The 14480-nt window shown below is 66.5% G+C and carries 14 protein-coding genes; 9 read left to right on the plus strand and 5 right to left on the minus strand.

Annotated elements, in window-relative coordinates:
* The first annotated feature begins 4 nt into the window (after nt 1–4).
* The 9 genes from ACCQ07_RS06885 to ACCQ07_RS06925 all read left to right on the plus strand — a co-directional run bounded on the left by ACCQ07_RS06885 (nt 5) and on the right by ACCQ07_RS06925 (nt 8384).
* Nucleotides 5–502, plus strand: coding sequence for a CYTH domain-containing protein (locus tag ACCQ07_RS06885; RefSeq protein ID WP_011346823.1), 498 nt, complete (start codon nt 5–7; stop codon nt 500–502).
* A gap of 225 nt (nt 503–727) precedes the next feature.
* Entirely contained in the window at nt 728–1411 is a 684-nt protein-coding gene (locus ACCQ07_RS06890) for a DsbA family oxidoreductase (RefSeq protein ID WP_039416709.1), read from the plus strand.
* A gap of 16 nt (nt 1412–1427) precedes the next feature.
* The gene (locus ACCQ07_RS06895) at nt 1428–2462 is read left to right on the plus strand and encodes an NAD(P)/FAD-dependent oxidoreductase (RefSeq protein ID WP_372363930.1); all 1035 of its coding nucleotides are present in this window, start codon (nt 1428–1430) and stop codon (nt 2460–2462) included.
* 117 nt (nt 2463–2579) lie between these two features.
* Nucleotides 2580–4220 (plus strand): cryptochrome/photolyase family protein, encoded by a 1641-nt coding sequence (locus ACCQ07_RS06900; RefSeq protein WP_372363931.1) that lies wholly within the window; start codon nt 2580–2582, stop codon nt 4218–4220.
* A gap of 108 nt (nt 4221–4328) precedes the next feature.
* Complete coding sequence (gene nagZ / locus ACCQ07_RS06905; RefSeq protein ID WP_029818974.1) at nt 4329–5333, plus strand: beta-N-acetylhexosaminidase; 1005 nt, start codon at nt 4329–4331, stop codon at nt 5331–5333.
* Entirely contained in the window at nt 5333–5887 is a 555-nt protein-coding gene (locus ACCQ07_RS06910) for a hypoxanthine-guanine phosphoribosyltransferase (RefSeq protein ID WP_003488192.1), read from the plus strand. Before nagZ ends, ACCQ07_RS06910 begins: the two co-directional genes overlap by 1 nt.
* Before the next feature lie 87 nt (nt 5888–5974).
* On the plus strand, nt 5975–6727 hold the full coding sequence (locus ACCQ07_RS06915) for an S-methyl-5'-thioinosine phosphorylase (protein WP_003488190.1): 753 nt from the start codon (nt 5975–5977) through the stop codon (nt 6725–6727).
* 87 nt (nt 6728–6814) lie between these two features.
* On the plus strand, nt 6815–7021 hold the full coding sequence (cspE, locus tag ACCQ07_RS06920) for a transcription antiterminator/RNA stability regulator CspE (RefSeq protein ID WP_003488188.1): 207 nt from the start codon (nt 6815–6817) through the stop codon (nt 7019–7021).
* Between the two features lie 94 nt (nt 7022–7115).
* Nucleotides 7116–8384, plus strand: a complete 1269-nt coding sequence (locus tag ACCQ07_RS06925; protein ID WP_014089695.1) for an FAD-dependent oxidoreductase — start codon at nt 7116–7118, stop codon at nt 8382–8384.
* Between the two features lie 25 nt (nt 8385–8409).
* Here the strand turns inward: ACCQ07_RS06925 and pdeM are convergent, their stop codons facing one another.
* Genes pdeM through ACCQ07_RS06950 form a run of 5 tightly spaced genes read right to left on the minus strand, consistent with a single transcriptional unit; the run spans nt 8410 to nt 14395 of the window.
* Nucleotides 8410–9054, minus strand: coding sequence for a ligase-associated DNA damage response endonuclease PdeM (gene pdeM / locus ACCQ07_RS06930; protein WP_122273139.1), 645 nt, complete (start codon nt 9052–9054; stop codon nt 8410–8412).
* Nucleotides 9044–11545, minus strand: coding sequence for a ligase-associated DNA damage response DEXH box helicase (locus tag ACCQ07_RS06935; protein WP_338339597.1), 2502 nt, complete (start codon nt 11543–11545; stop codon nt 9044–9046). Before ACCQ07_RS06935 ends, pdeM begins: the two co-directional genes overlap by 11 nt.
* Nucleotides 11542–13146, minus strand: coding sequence for an ATP-dependent DNA ligase (locus tag ACCQ07_RS06940; RefSeq protein ID WP_218495753.1), 1605 nt, complete (start codon nt 13144–13146; stop codon nt 11542–11544). Before ACCQ07_RS06940 ends, ACCQ07_RS06935 begins: the two co-directional genes overlap by 4 nt.
* Nucleotides 13143–13376: a hypothetical protein gene (locus ACCQ07_RS06945; protein ID WP_029818981.1), complete on the minus strand. Its 234-nt coding sequence runs from the start codon at nt 13374–13376 to the stop codon at nt 13143–13145. The genes ACCQ07_RS06940 and ACCQ07_RS06945 overlap by 4 nt, the downstream gene beginning before the upstream one ends.
* Nucleotides 13373–14395: a ligase-associated DNA damage response exonuclease gene (locus ACCQ07_RS06950; protein ID WP_014089699.1), complete on the minus strand. Its 1023-nt coding sequence runs from the start codon at nt 14393–14395 to the stop codon at nt 13373–13375. The genes ACCQ07_RS06945 and ACCQ07_RS06950 overlap by 4 nt, the downstream gene beginning before the upstream one ends.
* Nucleotides 14396–14480: the final 85 nt, after the last annotated feature.

The following is a 14480-nucleotide window of genomic DNA, read 5'->3' on the forward strand; positions in this document are numbered from 1 at the left end:
TCCCATGCCTGTAGAAATCGAACGCAAATTCCTGGTTACCGGCGATGGCTGGCGCGACGCCGCGCATGCGGTGATTCCGATGGCGCAGGGCTATATCAACGACCAGGCGGCGCTGCGCAGTGGCACGCAAAATGCCTCGGTACGGGTGCGGATTCAGGGCGAAAGCGCATTTCTCAATCTAAAATCGCGCGAGGTAGGGCATACGCGGCAGGAGTTCGAATATCCGATTCCACTGGCTGATGCACGCGCATTGCTGGCGCTGTGCGTAGGCGGCCTGATCGACAAACGCCGGCATCTGGTCGCCTACCAGGGACATGTGTGGGAAGTGGACGAATTCCTCGGCGACAACGCCGGCCTGATCGTGGCCGAGATCGAACTCGAACGCTCCGACGAAGCATTCGCCACGCCGGAATGGATTGGGACCGAAGTCACCGACGACGTGCGCTATTACAACCTGGCCCTGGCCTCGCATCCATTCAAGCAGTGGAAAGAGGATTTGTGATGCGGGATCTGGACTCGCAAAGGCGGACACGCAGCCCGGTGCCTTGGAGGCCTGATGCGTGAGGTGGATCGCTGATGCGTAGAACAGATGAGTGCGCGGCGCCAGGCCGCCTTGCAATGCTTGATCATCGCTCCCCGGTTTCGGCACTGGCGAACGCTTTGCGATTGCAGAATCCCGTCTATGCTCTGCAAATCCCAATCCCATCCCACAAACGAATCCCAGCTCATGCGCATCGACATCTGGTCCGACGTAGTGTGCCCCTGGTGCTGGATCGGCAAACGCCGTTTCCAGGCCGCCCTTGCGGCACTTGGCGCGCAGGCGCCGGCCTTGGACATTCATTACCACGCGTTCCAGCTTGATCCGGATGCCGGCCTGGAGCCCACGCCATTGCGCGCGGCCCTGGCGTCGAAGTTCGGCGGTACGGCACGCGTCGAACAGATCCTGGCGCAGACCCAGGCCACCGCGCAGGCGGAAGGCTTGCCGCTGGATTTCGGCCGTGGGCAGGTGCAGGTCAGCACCCTGCGTGCGCATCGTTTGATCTGGCTGGCCAGCCACGAGGGCGATGTGGATGCGGTCATGGAAGCGCTGTTCCATGCGCATTTTGCCGAAGGCCAAAACGTGGGCGCGTTCGACACGCTGGTGCGTGCCGGTGAGGCCGGTGGCCTTACGGCGGCGCGTGTGCAGGCGATGCTGGAATCGGACGAAGGCACCGTCGAGGTGCAAGCGCAGCTAGCGCAGGCCGCCGCGTTGGGCATCCGTGCAGTGCCCAGTTTCGTGATCGACGGCCGTGCGCTGATCCAGGGCGCGCAACCGCCGGAAAGTTTTGCGCAGGCGCTGCTGCAGTTGGCGGCCGAATCGACGCCCGTCGGCGGGCCCGATGCCTGCGGGCCTGACGGCTGCGTGGTGTGACCCGCATGCCTGCCGCATGCACCGGCACGTGCGCGATGGCATGACACTGCCCGACCGCGCGCAGACGATCGCCGTGATCGGCGCCGGGCTGGCCGGGTTGGCCTGCGCGCAGCAACTGCAGATGGAAGGCCATGCAGTGACGGTGTTCGATCAGGCGCAGACCCCGGGCGGCCGCATGCGCCACTACAGCGCCGAGCAGTGGCAATGCGATCACGGAGCGCAGTATTTCACTGCGCGCGATCCTGCATTTGCAGCGGTCGTGGATGCCTGGATCGATGCCGGTATTGCCGCGCCCTGGCAGGCGCGCATCGCAAGCTGGGACGGCACGCAGTTGCGCCGATCCCAGCACGCGCTGATGCGCTATGTGGGTGTGCCCGAGATGACCGCACCGGCGCGTACGCTTGCCGCGCAGCTGGATGTGCGTCTGAGTGCCGAGGTGCGCGCGCTGCGGCGCAGCCGGCAGGGATGGCGCCTGTCGGTGTCGCAAGCCGCTGCAGAGCATCTGTTCGATACGGTGTTGCTGGCCGTCCCGGCGCCGAGTGCGGCTGGGTTACTCGCGCAGGCTGCGCCTGCGTTGGCGACGATTGCCGAGCAGGTGCGCATGCAGCCTGCGTGGGCGGTGATGGCGCACTTCGATGCGCCCATCGATCCGGGCTACGATGCGCTGTTCGTCAATGCCGGCGCGTTACGCTGGGTGGCGCGCAACTCCAGCAAGCCCGCGCGTGCGGGTGCGGAGACCTGGCTGGCGCATGCAACGGCCGAGTGGAGCCAGGCGCAGTGCGCTGCCATGCCTGGGCACGTCAGCGCCAGCCTGGTGCCGGAGCTTGCAGCGCTCGGGTTGCCAGTGCCGCAGTCCTGCGATGCTTTTTTTTGGAAGGTTGCCAGCAGCGACCCGGCATTGCAGCTTGGCTGCGTCTGGGATGCGCAGCTGGGCTTGGGCATGTGCGGCGACTGGCTGGCCGGCGGCAAGGTGGAGGGCGCATGGCAGAGCGCAATGGCGTTGGCCCGGCGCGTGTCTGCCGGCGATGTGCTGTACAGCGCTGGCCACTGACGCTGTGCCAGGCAGCGCAGAACTAAAGGGCAGTGCGATGCAAGTCCATACCGCGGTCATGGCAGTCGTTGGTGCATGCGTTGCCGGTGATTCGAGTGTTTTTTTCGGGTCCAAGGCATGCCCATGCGCCGCGTCGGCACGGACGCGCCCATGCGCCCCGCATCATCGGGCGTCACTTTGATGCATGATTCCAGCGCACTTGTCGCGCAAACCACCCCACAAACGCCGGCCCATACGCTGCGTTTGGTTCTGGGCGACCAGCTCGATCCGCACCACAGCTGGTTCGCGACGCGCGATGCAGGCGTGGTCTATGTATTGATGGAAGTGCGGCAGGAAACCGACTACGTGCTGCATCACGCGCAGAAGGTCCTGGCGATCTTCGCGGCCATGCGCGCGTTCGCTGCGGGCCTGCGGCGTGCCGGGCATCGGGTGCGCTATGTGACCATCGACAATGCCAGCAACCGGCAGTCGATCCCGCACAACCTCGAGGCGTTGATGGCGCATTACCGCGCCGGCCATCTGGAATACCAGGCCCCGGACGAATGGCGGCTGGACGAAGCACTACAGCACTGGAGCGCCGCGCAGCCCTTTGCCACGCGCATGGTCGGCAGCGAACATTTTTTGACCGCACGCAGTGAAGTCGCCGGCTGTTTTCGCGCCGGCAGCCCGTGGCGCATGGAAGTGTTTTATCGGCGCATGCGGCGCCAGCATCGCATCCTGCTCGATGCCGCGGGCGAGCCGGAAGGTGGGCGCTGGAACTTCGATCGCGACAACCGTGCGCCGTGGCCGGGCGACCCGCCTGCCCCACAGGATTGGCGCACGACCCACGACCACAGCGCGCTGTGGCGCACGATCGAAGCCGCCGGGGTGCGCAGTTTTGGCGCACCGAATGCGCACGCACTGCCATGGCCGCTGGATCGCGACGAAGCCTTGCAGCATCTGGACGCTTTCATCGCGCATGCATTGCCCAATTTCGGCCGCTACGAAGATGCGATGAGCACGCGTAGCCCGCGCCTGTTCCATTCGCTGCTTTCATTCGCGCTCAACGTCAAGATGCTGCACCCGCGCGAAGTGATCGCGCGCGCCGAAGTTGCATGGCGGCAAGGGCATGCGCCGTTGGCGGCGGTGGAAGGCTTCATTCGGCAGATTCTGGGCTGGCGCGAGTACGTGCGCGGTGTGTATTGGTCGCAGATGCCCGGCTACGCGGAATCGAATCATCTCGATCAGCATGCAGCGCTGCCACACTGGTTCTGGGACGGGCAGATCGGCATGCGCTGCCTGGCAGATGCGATCGGCAATTCGTTGGCCAATGCGCATGCGCATCACATCCAGCGGCTGATGGTGATCGGTAATTTCGCGCTGCTGGCGGGGCTGGACCCGCAGGCGCTGCATCGCTGGTACCTGGGCGTGTATATCGACGCCTTCGAGTGGGTGGAGCTGCCCAATACGGTGGGCATGAGCCAGTTCGCCGATGGCGGCCTGCTCGGTAGCAAGCCGTATATCAGCGGTGCGGCCTATATCGATCGCATGAGCGATTACTGCGGTGGTTGCCGGTATCAGCGCAAGTTGCGGGTCGGGCCGAACGCCTGCCCGTACAATGCGTTGTACTGGGACTTTCTGCAGCGCCAGCGCCCGCTGTTGGGCGTCAACGAACGCCTGGCGCTGCCGTACCGCCAGCTCGACGGTATGGCCCCCGAAGTGCTGGCACAGGTGCAGGCCCAGGCCGCGCATTGGCGCGCCCACCTCGAGGTGCTGTAAGCCTGCCCGCAGGGTCGCGCAGCTGAATGCGCGATCTGACGCTGCCACGCGCATCTGCGACAATGCCGCGCTGCGCCACCGTGGCGCCTGGCCCGGGAGTCCCCCAACATGCTTCTGATCGGCGTTGCCGGTACCGAACTCAGCGCACAGGAACGCGATTGGCTGCAGCACGATGCGGTTGCCGGCGTGGTGCTGTTCAAGCGCAACTTCGCCTCGCGCACCCAGGTGGCCGAGCTGTCGGCTGCCATTCGCGCCGCCGCCCCACGCCCAGTGCTGGTCTGCGTGGACCAGGAAGGTGGGCGCGTGCAGCGGTTTCGCGAAGGATTCAGCGCGCTGGCGCCGCTGCAAAGCTTCGGTGCGCAGTACGCGCAGGACCCGGAGTCTGCACTGGCCGCCGCGCGCGCGCATGCGCAGTTGATGGCCAGCGAGGTCCGCGCCAGCGGCGTGGACCTGAGCTTTGCCCCGGTGGTGGACCTGGGGCGCGGCAACCGCGCCATCGGCGATCGCGCCTTCAGCGACGACCCGCAGATCGTGGCCACCTTCACGCGTGCTTATGTGCAGGCGCTGCACGGCGCCGGCATGGCTGCCACGCTCAAGCATTTTCCCGGCCACGGCACCGTGCTGGAAGACACCCACGTCGATCACGCCAGCGACCCACGGCCGCTGGAGGTGCTGCAGGCCGAAGACCTGGTGCCGTTCGTGGCGGGGATCGAGGCCGGCGCCGACGCCGTGATGATGGCGCACGTGGTCTACCCGCAGGTCGCGCCGGAGCCGGCCGGCTATTCGCAGCGCTGGATCGAGCAGATCCTGCGCGGCCAGATGGGCTTCCGCGGCGTGGTCTTTTCCGATGACATCGGCATGGCTGCCTCGTTCAGTGCCGGCGGGGTGGCGGGCCGGGTGCATGCGCATCTGGATGCCGGCTGCGACGTGGTGCTGGTGTGCCATCCGGAGCTGGTCGCCGAATCGCTGCAGGCCGTGCAGGGCCGCAGGCTCAATACCGCTGCATTGATCGGCCTGATCGGCCGCGGCGCACTAGGCTGGGATGGCCTGCTCGCCGGCACCGACGCCTCATTTACCACTCCTCCTTCTGCCCATTTCGGAACAACTGCCTGATGTCCACGCTCACCATTTCCCAGGCCCTGGCCCAAGCCGATCTGCTGGTCGACCGTCCCGCCATCGATGCCGCCGTTGCCACCATCGCCGATGCGATCGCACGCGACTATGCCGGCGAAGTGCCGGTGTATCTCACCATCATGCACGGTGCGCTGCCGTTCTCCGGCCAGCTGGCGCTGGAGCTGGGCGCACGTGGCCAGGACCTGCAGTTCGATTACCTGCATGCCACCCGTTACCGCGGCGAAACCACCGGCGGCGAACTGGTGTGGAAGCACCGCCCGGCCACCGCATTGTTCGGCCGCCGCGTGATCCTGGTCGACGACATTCTCGACGAGGGTTACACGCTGCAGGGCGTGCGCCAGTGGTGCCTGGAGCAGGGCGCCACTGACGTGCGCGTGGCGGTGTTGACCGTCAAGCGGCACGACCGGTGCGTGCCGGGCGTGACTGCCGACTACGTGGGCGTGGAAGTGCCCGACCGTTACGTATTCGGCTTCGGCATGGACGTCAACGAGCAGTTGCGCGGCATTCCTGCCATCTATGCGATGAAGCAGTAACGCTGCAAATCCATGCCCGCATCGTTGCGGGCAGCCCGGCGCGCACGCCTGCGCGCCCCATCATGTCTTTCGCTGCAGAGGTCGGTTGTGTCCGCAAATTCCATCGCATTGGCCGTCATCGGCGGCACTGGTGTCTACAAGCTCGCGCAGCTGGACGATGTGCAGTCGCACGACATCCAAACGCCTTACGGCGCGCCGTCCGGGCCGATCCGCGTCGGCATGCTGCTCGGCCATCGCGTCGCCTTCCTGGCACGCCATGGCGAAGGCCACTCGCTGCCGCCGCACAAGGTCAATTACCGCGCAAACATCGCTGCATTGCAGCAAATCGGCGCCTCGCGCGTGCTGGCGCTCAACACCGTGGGGGGTATCACCGAACAGTTTGGCCCGCGCGTGTTGGCGTGCCCGGATCAGTTGATCGATTACACCTGGGGCCGCGTGTCCACCTTCTGCGAAGAGCCCGGCAGCGAGGTACAGCATGTGGATTTCGGCCATCCGTATTCGCCGATGTTTCGCAGCAAGGTCATTGCGGCAGCCAAGGTGACCGGCGTCACGCTGGTGGCCGGCGGCTGCTACGGCGCAACGCAGGGACCACGACTGGAAACGGTTGCAGAGATCGCACGCATGCGTCGCGACGGCTGCGATCTGGTGGGCATGACCGGCATGCCCGAAGCGGGCCTGGCGCGCGAAAAAGGCCTGGAATATGCGTGTTTGGCGATCGTGGCCAACTGGGCGGCCGGCTGTGGCGACGCGCAGGAAATCACCATGGCCGAAGTCTTGGCCAACGTCGATGCGGCGTCGTCCGGGCTGCCCGAGCTGATTGGCGAACTTGCACGCGGGTGATTGTCATCGGGGCATAAGCTTTGCATACTCGGCGCGTACGCACCGCCGTACACCACCCATTAATTATTGCAAAGGTCTCGCATCACCATGCCGAACGGTACCGTCAAGTGGTTCAACGACGCCAAGGGATTTGGCTTCATCTCACCGGAGGACGGCAGCGCCGATGTCTTCGCGCACTTCTCCGCGATCAATTCCAAGGGCTTCCGCAGCCTGCAGGAAGGCCAGCGCGTCAGTTATGACGTGACCCAGGGCCCCAAGGGTGCCCAGGCTTCGAACATCACGCCGGTCGAGTAATCTGACTCGATTGTGCGGTTGAAAAACCCCGCCACGGCGGGGTTTTTTTGCGCCGGTTGTGCGCGGGCAGCAATAGCCAAACAGAGCAGGGACGATGCAACGAGCATTACGTATTGCAGTGGTGGGCTACGGAACCGCGGGGCAGGCATTGGCCGTGCTGCTGGGCGCCGATGGGCATCAGCTGGAGGTATTCGAGCGCGCAGCTGCACCCGGGCCGGTGGGCGCCGGTTTTCTGCTGCAACCCAGCGGGTTGCAGGTGCTCTGGAACATGGGCTTGCTGCCGCAGGCGCTCGCGCATGGCGCGCCGGTGCGCCGCTTGTATGGCGACACGCCGTGCGGGCGCGCGGTGATGGACATGCAGTACCGCGATCTGGATACGCGCCTGATGGGTGTGGGCATGCAGCGCGGCGCGTTGTTTACGCTGCTGCGCGAGGCCTGGCCGCAGCACGCGCAACTGCATGTGGATACGCAGATTACCGCGATCGATCACGCGGGCGTGCGCGTGCAGGATCAACGTGGGAAGTGGCATGGCCCCTTCGATCTGATTATCGCCGCCGATGGCTCGGCTTCCACGTTGCGTGCGCAGGCACAGGGAACGCAGCTGGATCGGGTGTATCCATGGGGAGCGCTGTGGTGCCTGCTGCCGCGCGAAGACTGGCCGTTTGTGGACGAATTGCGCCAGCGCTATATCGGCGCACGCAAGATGATCGGCCTGTTGCCGGTGGGCACGCGCCCGGGCGACGACACGCCGCGGCTGAGTTTTTTCTGGAGCCTGCCGTGCAGCGATTTCGTTGCGTGGGAACAGCGCGGCATTGCCGCTTGGCGCGATGAGGTGGCGCAGATGTGGCCAGAGGCGCATGCGCGGCTTGCCACGGTGCAGGTGCATGGTGCTCTGGCGCGCGCGAGCTATCGCGATGCGGTGGTGTCGCGCTGGCATCGCGGCCGTTTCGTGCTTGCAGGCGATGCCGCGCATGCGATGAGCCCGCAGTTGGGGCAGGGCGTGAACATGGCGCTGCTGGATGCGTTGGCGATGCGCGATGCCTTGCGCGCCGGCGCCGATCTGGACGCTGCCTTGCAGCGCTACCAGCGCGAACGCCAGGCGCACGTGGCGATCTATCACCGCTGGAGCCGCTGGCTGACGCCGCTGTTCCAGTCCGAACGCGATCTGTGGGCACATGGCCGCGACCTGCTGCTACGCCCGATGGGACGCGTGCCGGGCGGGCGCGGGCACATGTTGCGCGTGCTCAGCGGCACCCAGCATGGTTGGTTCGGCAAGCTGGCGCTGGCGCCGGAATTCGTCGAGGCTTTGGCGCGACCAGTCGCGCTGGCCGACGCTAACGCCGAAGCAGCTGCGCAGTCGTAGCATCGGCCGGTGCGTGCGTCATTGGCTAACGCACCGGTAGTGCCAGCGCATCGCCTTCCACGCAGGCAACCAGGCGCTCGCCTTCGGCCAGCGTCGGCACGATGCCTGCGGTGAACTGCGAGAACGCCGGCAGGATGGTGACGCGCTCGCGCAACCAGAACGCCGGCCAGCGCCGCGACAGCCCCGGTAGCTTGGCCAATGGATGCAGATGCCCGCACAGCACGTGGCCGCTGGGATGCAGCAACGGGTCGTGGCGCAGCACGAACGGGCCATCTTCGACCTGTTCGCCGGCCGCTTCGATGTGCAACTCCGCACTGGCCAGGGCGCGGTCGTGATTGCCGCGAATGGCGATCACGCGTAACGCGCAATGCCGTTCGCGCCATGCGCTCCAGCGTCGGTGCCAGGCCGCGCGTGGGGCAGGGCCGTGCAAGAGGTCGCCCAAAATCCATAGCGCCTGGACATCGCGTTGATCGAGCAACGCGTCCAGCCGTTCCAGATCGTGCGCGGTGCCGCCGGCCGGCAAGCCGATGCCGGCACGTCGGAACACATCGGCCTTGCCCAGATGCAGATCGGCGATCAACAGCGCACGTTGTGCCGGCCGATACAACGCGCGTTCGCCGAGCAATTCCACGGTTTCGCCGGCCAGCTGCAGCTGCACGCTATCGCCCATGCTTGCGCTCCAGTTGTTGGGCAGCGCGCAAGACGCGGGCCTTCCAGTCTTCGGTACTCAGTTGCCCACGCACGCGTTCTGCCCACAGCGGAAACGATAATGGTGTGAGGCTGCGCGGTTTGCACAGGCGCAACGCGCGGCGCGCGCAGTCTTCCAGCGCATGTGCAAGCCGCGCCAGTTCGAGCTGGCCTTCGAACACTTCGCGTTCGGCTTGCGCAAGCAGCAAATGATCGGGGTCGAAGCGCTGCAACACGTCGTACAGCAAGCCGCTGGAGGCCTGCAGCTGACGCAGGCTGCGCGGCGCACGCCCAGGCAACGAGGGCGACAACAATCCCGCCACGCGCGCGATCTCGCGAAATTGCCGGCGCGCCAACTCGCCCAGGTTGAGGCTGTCGCGCAGATCGTCGAACAGGCCCACCGGCGAGAGCAGGGCTTGCAGTACATCGGCATCGATGTCGACATCCTGCGCCGGCGACAGCACAAATCCATAGTCATTGGCAGCGAAGCTGAAGGTATTGCGTTGGCGCCGGCCCCAGCGTGCCGCGAGCAACGCGGCTAGGCCTTCGTTGACCTGCCTGCCGGCGAAGGGGTAGACGAAGACGTGGCGGCCGTCGCGCGCCTTGACGCTTTCCACCAGCAGATGGTCCGGCCCAGGCAGCGAAGAAAGCGACGCCTGCAGGTGCAGCAACGGCGCCAGTGCCTGCATCTCCGGCGCATCGCCAGGGTCGGCGAACACCGCTTCCACCTCGCGGCCCAGCGCCGACGACAACGGCATGCGCCCGCCCATCCATTTCGGCACCACGCCACTGCCGCCCTTGGCCACGCGCACGTAGGCGGTCATGTCTTCCAGGCGCACCAGTTCCAGCAGGCGGCCGGCGAACTGGAAGCGGTCGCCGCGGCGCAGGCGGCCGATGAATTGTTCTTCCACCGCGCCCAGCCGCCCGCCGCGCAGGAACTGCACGCGCACGCTGCCGTCGCTGGTGATCGTGCCGATGGACAGCCGGTGCCGCAGCGCGACGCGTCGGTCGATCACGCGGTACAGACCCTCGTCGTCGCGTACCACCTTGTGGAAGTCCGGATAATGCGCCAGCGCGCTGCCGCCTTGCACGATGAAATCCAGCACCGCGTTCCAGGTGGTTTTCTCCAGCGCGGCGAAGGCATCGGTACCGCGCACTTCCTCGAACAACGCATCGGCGTGGAAGCCGCCGCCGAGGGCGAGGGTGACGCAGTGCTGCGCCAGTACGTCCAGCGACAACCGTGGCGGTGGACGCGCTTCGATATGTCCATGCACCAGCGCGCGACGTGCCGCGGCGTATTCGACCAATTCCAGCGCATGCGAAGGCACGCACACCACGTGCCCGGATTCGCCGGGGCGATGGCGTGCGCGCCCGGCGCGTTGCAGCAGGCGCGCGATGCCTTTCGGGCTGCCGACCTGCAGCACCTGATCCACGGCCGGGAAGTCGACGCCCAGATCCAGGCTGGAGGTGGCCACCACGCAGCGCAGGCTGCCGTCGGCCAGCCCGCGTTCGGCGGCCGCGCGTAGCGATGGATCCAGCGAGCCGTGATGCAGCGCCAGCGTGGCCAACTCCTCCGGCCACACCGCGCTCAAGGCCTGATGCCACAACTCGGCCTGCGCGCGCGTATTGGTAAACACCAGGCTGGTGCGCTGTTGCATGATCTTTTGCAGCACGCGCGCCAGTTGCGCCAGACCAAGGTGGCCTGCCCAGGGAAAGCGCTCGCCACTGTCCGGCAGCAAGGTTTCAAGCGTCATGGTGCGCGGTTTGACGCCGGAGACCAGCGCCGCCTCGGGGCAATGCGGCAACAGCACATCGCGTGCCTGCGATAAGTTCCCAAGCGTCGCCGACAGCCCCCAGATGCGCAGGTGCGGCGTCCATCCGCGCAAGCGCGCAAGACACAATTGCAGCAACACGCCGCGCTTGTTGCCCAGCAGCTCGTGCCATTCGTCGACGATCACACAGCGCAATGCCGACAGCTGCGGCGCGGTATCCGGATACGACAATAGCAATGCCAGCGACTCGGGCGTGGTGACCAGCACGTCGAGCTTGCCGCTGCGTGCCAGCCGCTTGTCGCGCGCGCTGGCATCGCCGGTACGCAGGCCCACCTGCCAATCCAGCCCCAATGCGTCCACCGGCTCGCGCAGCGCGCGTGCGGTGTCGGCGGCCAGTGCGCGCAGCGGCGTGATCCACAACACTTGCAGATTGCGTTGCGGCTGGCGGCGCGCAGGGGAGGTGGGTTTGCCCGGTTTGCGCGGGGATTTGCGCCCACGCGTGGCCAATGCCTCCAGTAACGGCCCGCCAAATGCCGCCAGCGTCTTGCCGCTGCCGGTGGGCGTATGCAGCAGGCCCGATTCGCCGTCGAGATAGCGCTTCCACACATCGCGTTGGAACGGCAGTGGCGCCCAGCCGCGCTGCGCGAACCAGGCACGCCACTGTTGCAGTGGCGTGCCATACGTGTGCTGCGTGACGCTCACCGCGCCAGTGCCTGCAGGGTGCTCAGATGATCGGCTTCGGCCATCGGCTTGTCGTGACGCCAGCGCAGGATGCGCGGGAAGCGCACCGCGATGCCGGACTTATGCCGCGCGCTGCGGTTCACCGCTTCAAACCCAAGCTCGAACACGTGATGCGCGGTGACCGCGCGCACCGGGCCGAAGCGCTCAGTGGTGTTGGCACGGATCCAGCGATCCAGTTGAAGAATTTCCTTGTCGTCTAGGCCCGAATAGGCCTTGGCGATCGGCACCAGTTGGCCCTCGTGCCATAGCCCGAAGGTGTAGTCGGTGTAGAGCGTGCTGCGTCTGCCGTGGCCGGCCTGCGCGTACAGCAGCACCGCGTCGATGGTCAGTGGGTCGATCTTCCATTTCCACCAATCGCCGCGACGGCGACCGGATTGATACACCGAACTGGCGCGCTTGAGCATCAGCCCTTCCACGCCGCGTTCGCGCGCTTCCACGCGCACGCGCGCTGCGGCCTGCCAATCGCTGACCTGCACCAGCGGCGAGGCAACGATGCGCGGATCTGCCAGCGTGGCGAGCACGCCTTCCAGCAGTGCGCGCCGCTCCTGCAACGGGCGCTCGCGCAGGTCTTCGCCCGCCAGTTCCAGCAGGTCGTAGGCCACCACGCGCGCAGGTGCGGCGGCCAAGGTCTTGGGCCCGGGCTTGAGCCGCTGGATACGCGTCTGCAACGCAGTAAACGGCATTGGCAGGGGCTGTTCGGGTTGCCAGGCCAGCAGCTCGCCATCGATGACGGTGCCGTCCGGCAATTGCAGTGCGGCGTGTTCGATTTCGGGGAAACGTCCATCCAGACGCTCTTCGCCGCGCGACCACAGCGCCGCTTCGCCGGCGCGGCGAATCAGCTGCAGGCGGATGCCGTCCCATTTCCATTCCAGCAGCCAGTCGTCGATGGTGCCCAGCGTGTCGACCTCCGCTTCCAGCGGCGATGCCAGAAAGAACGGATAGGGCTGCTGGCGGTCGCCGGGCAGTTCTTCGCTGGTCAACAGGTCTGCAAGATAGGTTGGATGCGGCCGCCAACTGCCGAGCATGCGCTGCGCAATGCGCGCGATATCCACCCCCGACAATTCGGCCAGCGCCTGCTGCACGAGCCGTTGCGACACCCCAACCCGCAATGCGCCGGTCAGCAGCTTGTTGAACACCAGCCGCTCGTCGAAGGCCAGGCTGCGCCACGCCTGCACGATGCAGGCCTTGCGGACTTCCACGTCCTGGTTGGCGATCGGCAGCAGCCGCTGTTCGATCCATTCTGCCAACGGCAGATCGGCCGCCTCGGTGACCGGGTCGTCCAGCAGCAAGGCCAGGGTTTCGGCCAGATCGCCGACATGGTCGTAGCTGTCGGCGACCAGCCAATCGGCAACGCCGGCGGTGTCGGTGATCCATTCACGCAGTTCGCCGCTGCTGGCAATGCGCATGCGCGCGCTGGCCACCTTGCCACCGGCCAGCAGATACAGCGCCCATGCCGCGTCCAGCGCGGGCGCATCGCGGAAATACGCAACCAGCGCAGCGCGCTTGTCGAGCGTGCCGGTGCTGCGGTCCAGGGTGCGGTACAACGCCGCGAAACGCTTCACGGCAGCGCCTGTGTCGCTGCGCGCCTGTCGGCAGCACGCAGCTCCAGTGCGCGTCGGGTAAACGCGGCAAGCACGCGTGGGCGCCGCAGCGGTCGCGGTGGGCCGATGGTGGCCGCTGGCGCGTTGCGATGCACGCAAAACGCCAAGGCATGACGGCGGAACGCGAGCGCACCGCTCAAGCGAATGCGCGGACGCGCGCGAACATAACGACGTGCGGGCAGCGGGTTCATTCCTCGGCTCCGAAATCGGTGCGGAAGGCTTCTGCTGCGACGCCGCGTTCCCGCAAGTGTTGGATCAATGCATCGGTATTGCCATGGGTGGCAATGACGCGCTGTGCGCCGGTTTCTTCGATGGTGCGCAGCAGGTCGGGCCAGTCGGCATGGTCGGAGACCACAAAGCCCCGATCGTAATTGCGCCTGCGGCGATTGCCGCGGATGCGCATCCAGCCCGAGGCAAAACCTTGCTGTGCGCTGCGAAAACGGCGGATCCAGGCGCTGCCGGCCGCCGATGGCGGCGCGATGACCAATTGCCCGGCATAGTCGGCGCCGCGCGCATGCTCGCTGACCGGCTGGGTATCCAGCATCGGGATGCCCGCCTGGCGATAGACCTCCACACCCACCGCGACCGCGCCATGCAGCAATGCCGGCTGCGTCTCCCACGCGCGCAATTCGGCCAATACGCGCTGCGCCTTGCCCAGCGCATAGCAGTACAGGATGGCCGCTTCGCCGCGTTCGGCGCATTCGCGGCGCCAGGCAGAAATATCGGCCGCAACCTGGGAGGTGTCGGGCCAGCGGTACACCGGCAGGCCGAAGGTCGCTTCGGTGATGAAGGTGTCGCATGGCACCACTTCGAACGGCTTGCAGGTGGGGTCGGGTTGGCGCTTGTAGTCGCCGGAGGCGACCCAGACCTCGCCATCCACTTCGATGCGCACTTGCGCCGATCCCAGCACGTGTCCGGCCGGATGCAGCGACACGCGCGCACGCCCCAGCTGAAACGCTTCACCGTCCGCATGCGTGTGATAGACCTGTTCGCCCAGGCGCCATTGCAGGATGGACAGGCTCTCGCGCGTGCAGTGGTACTCGCCCATGCCGCTGCGGGCGTGGTCGCCGTGACCATGCGTAATCACCGCGCGCGGCACCGGCCGCCACGGGTCGATATGGAAATCGCCTTGCGGGCAATACAGGCCCTCCGGCCCGAGCACCACCAGATCGCCGCGTGTGTGAGATGTCTCATCGTTGCCGTTGCGCATGCGGCAACTCTGGCCAAGCCGGTGTGCAGATCCTGAGAATGGGAACCGCGTGCGGCGGTGCCTTCGCGCGGCGCGCGCTTACCGG

Origin of the sequence: Xanthomonas sp. NCPPB 3583 (genome assembly GCF_041475715.2) — a bacterium.
Classification (GTDB): Bacteria; Pseudomonadota; Gammaproteobacteria; order Xanthomonadales; family Xanthomonadaceae; genus Xanthomonas; species Xanthomonas euvesicatoria.

Excerpts from the sequence above, each read along its gene's own strand:
- ACCQ07_RS06885 (WP_011346823.1), top strand. The coding sequence starts at position 5 with ATGCCTGTAGAAATCGAACGCAAATTCCTGGTTACCGGCGATGGCTGG.
- ACCQ07_RS06890 (WP_039416709.1), top strand. The coding sequence starts at position 728 with ATGCGCATCGACATCTGGTCCGACGTAGTGTGCCCCTGGTGCTGGATC.
- ACCQ07_RS06895 (WP_372363930.1), top strand. The coding sequence starts at position 1,428 with ATGCACCGGCACGTGCGCGATGGCATGACACTGCCCGACCGCGCGCAG.
- ACCQ07_RS06900 (WP_372363931.1), top strand. The coding sequence starts at position 2,580 with ATGCCCATGCGCCGCGTCGGCACGGACGCGCCCATGCGCCCCGCATCA.
- nagZ (WP_029818974.1), top strand. The coding sequence starts at position 4,329 with ATGCTTCTGATCGGCGTTGCCGGTACCGAACTCAGCGCACAGGAACGC.
- ACCQ07_RS06910 (WP_003488192.1), top strand. The coding sequence starts at position 5,333 with ATGTCCACGCTCACCATTTCCCAGGCCCTGGCCCAAGCCGATCTGCTG.
- cspE (WP_003488188.1), top strand. The coding sequence starts at position 6,815 with ATGCCGAACGGTACCGTCAAGTGGTTCAACGACGCCAAGGGATTTGGC.
- ACCQ07_RS06925 (WP_014089695.1), top strand. The coding sequence starts at position 7,116 with ATGCAACGAGCATTACGTATTGCAGTGGTGGGCTACGGAACCGCGGGG.
- pdeM (WP_122273139.1), bottom strand. The coding sequence starts at position 9,054 with ATGGGCGATAGCGTGCAGCTGCAGCTGGCCGGCGAAACCGTGGAATTG.
- ACCQ07_RS06945 (WP_029818981.1), bottom strand. The coding sequence starts at position 13,376 with ATGAACCCGCTGCCCGCACGTCGTTATGTTCGCGCGCGTCCGCGCATT.
- ACCQ07_RS06950 (WP_014089699.1), bottom strand. The coding sequence starts at position 14,395 with ATGCGCAACGGCAACGATGAGACATCTCACACACGCGGCGATCTGGTG.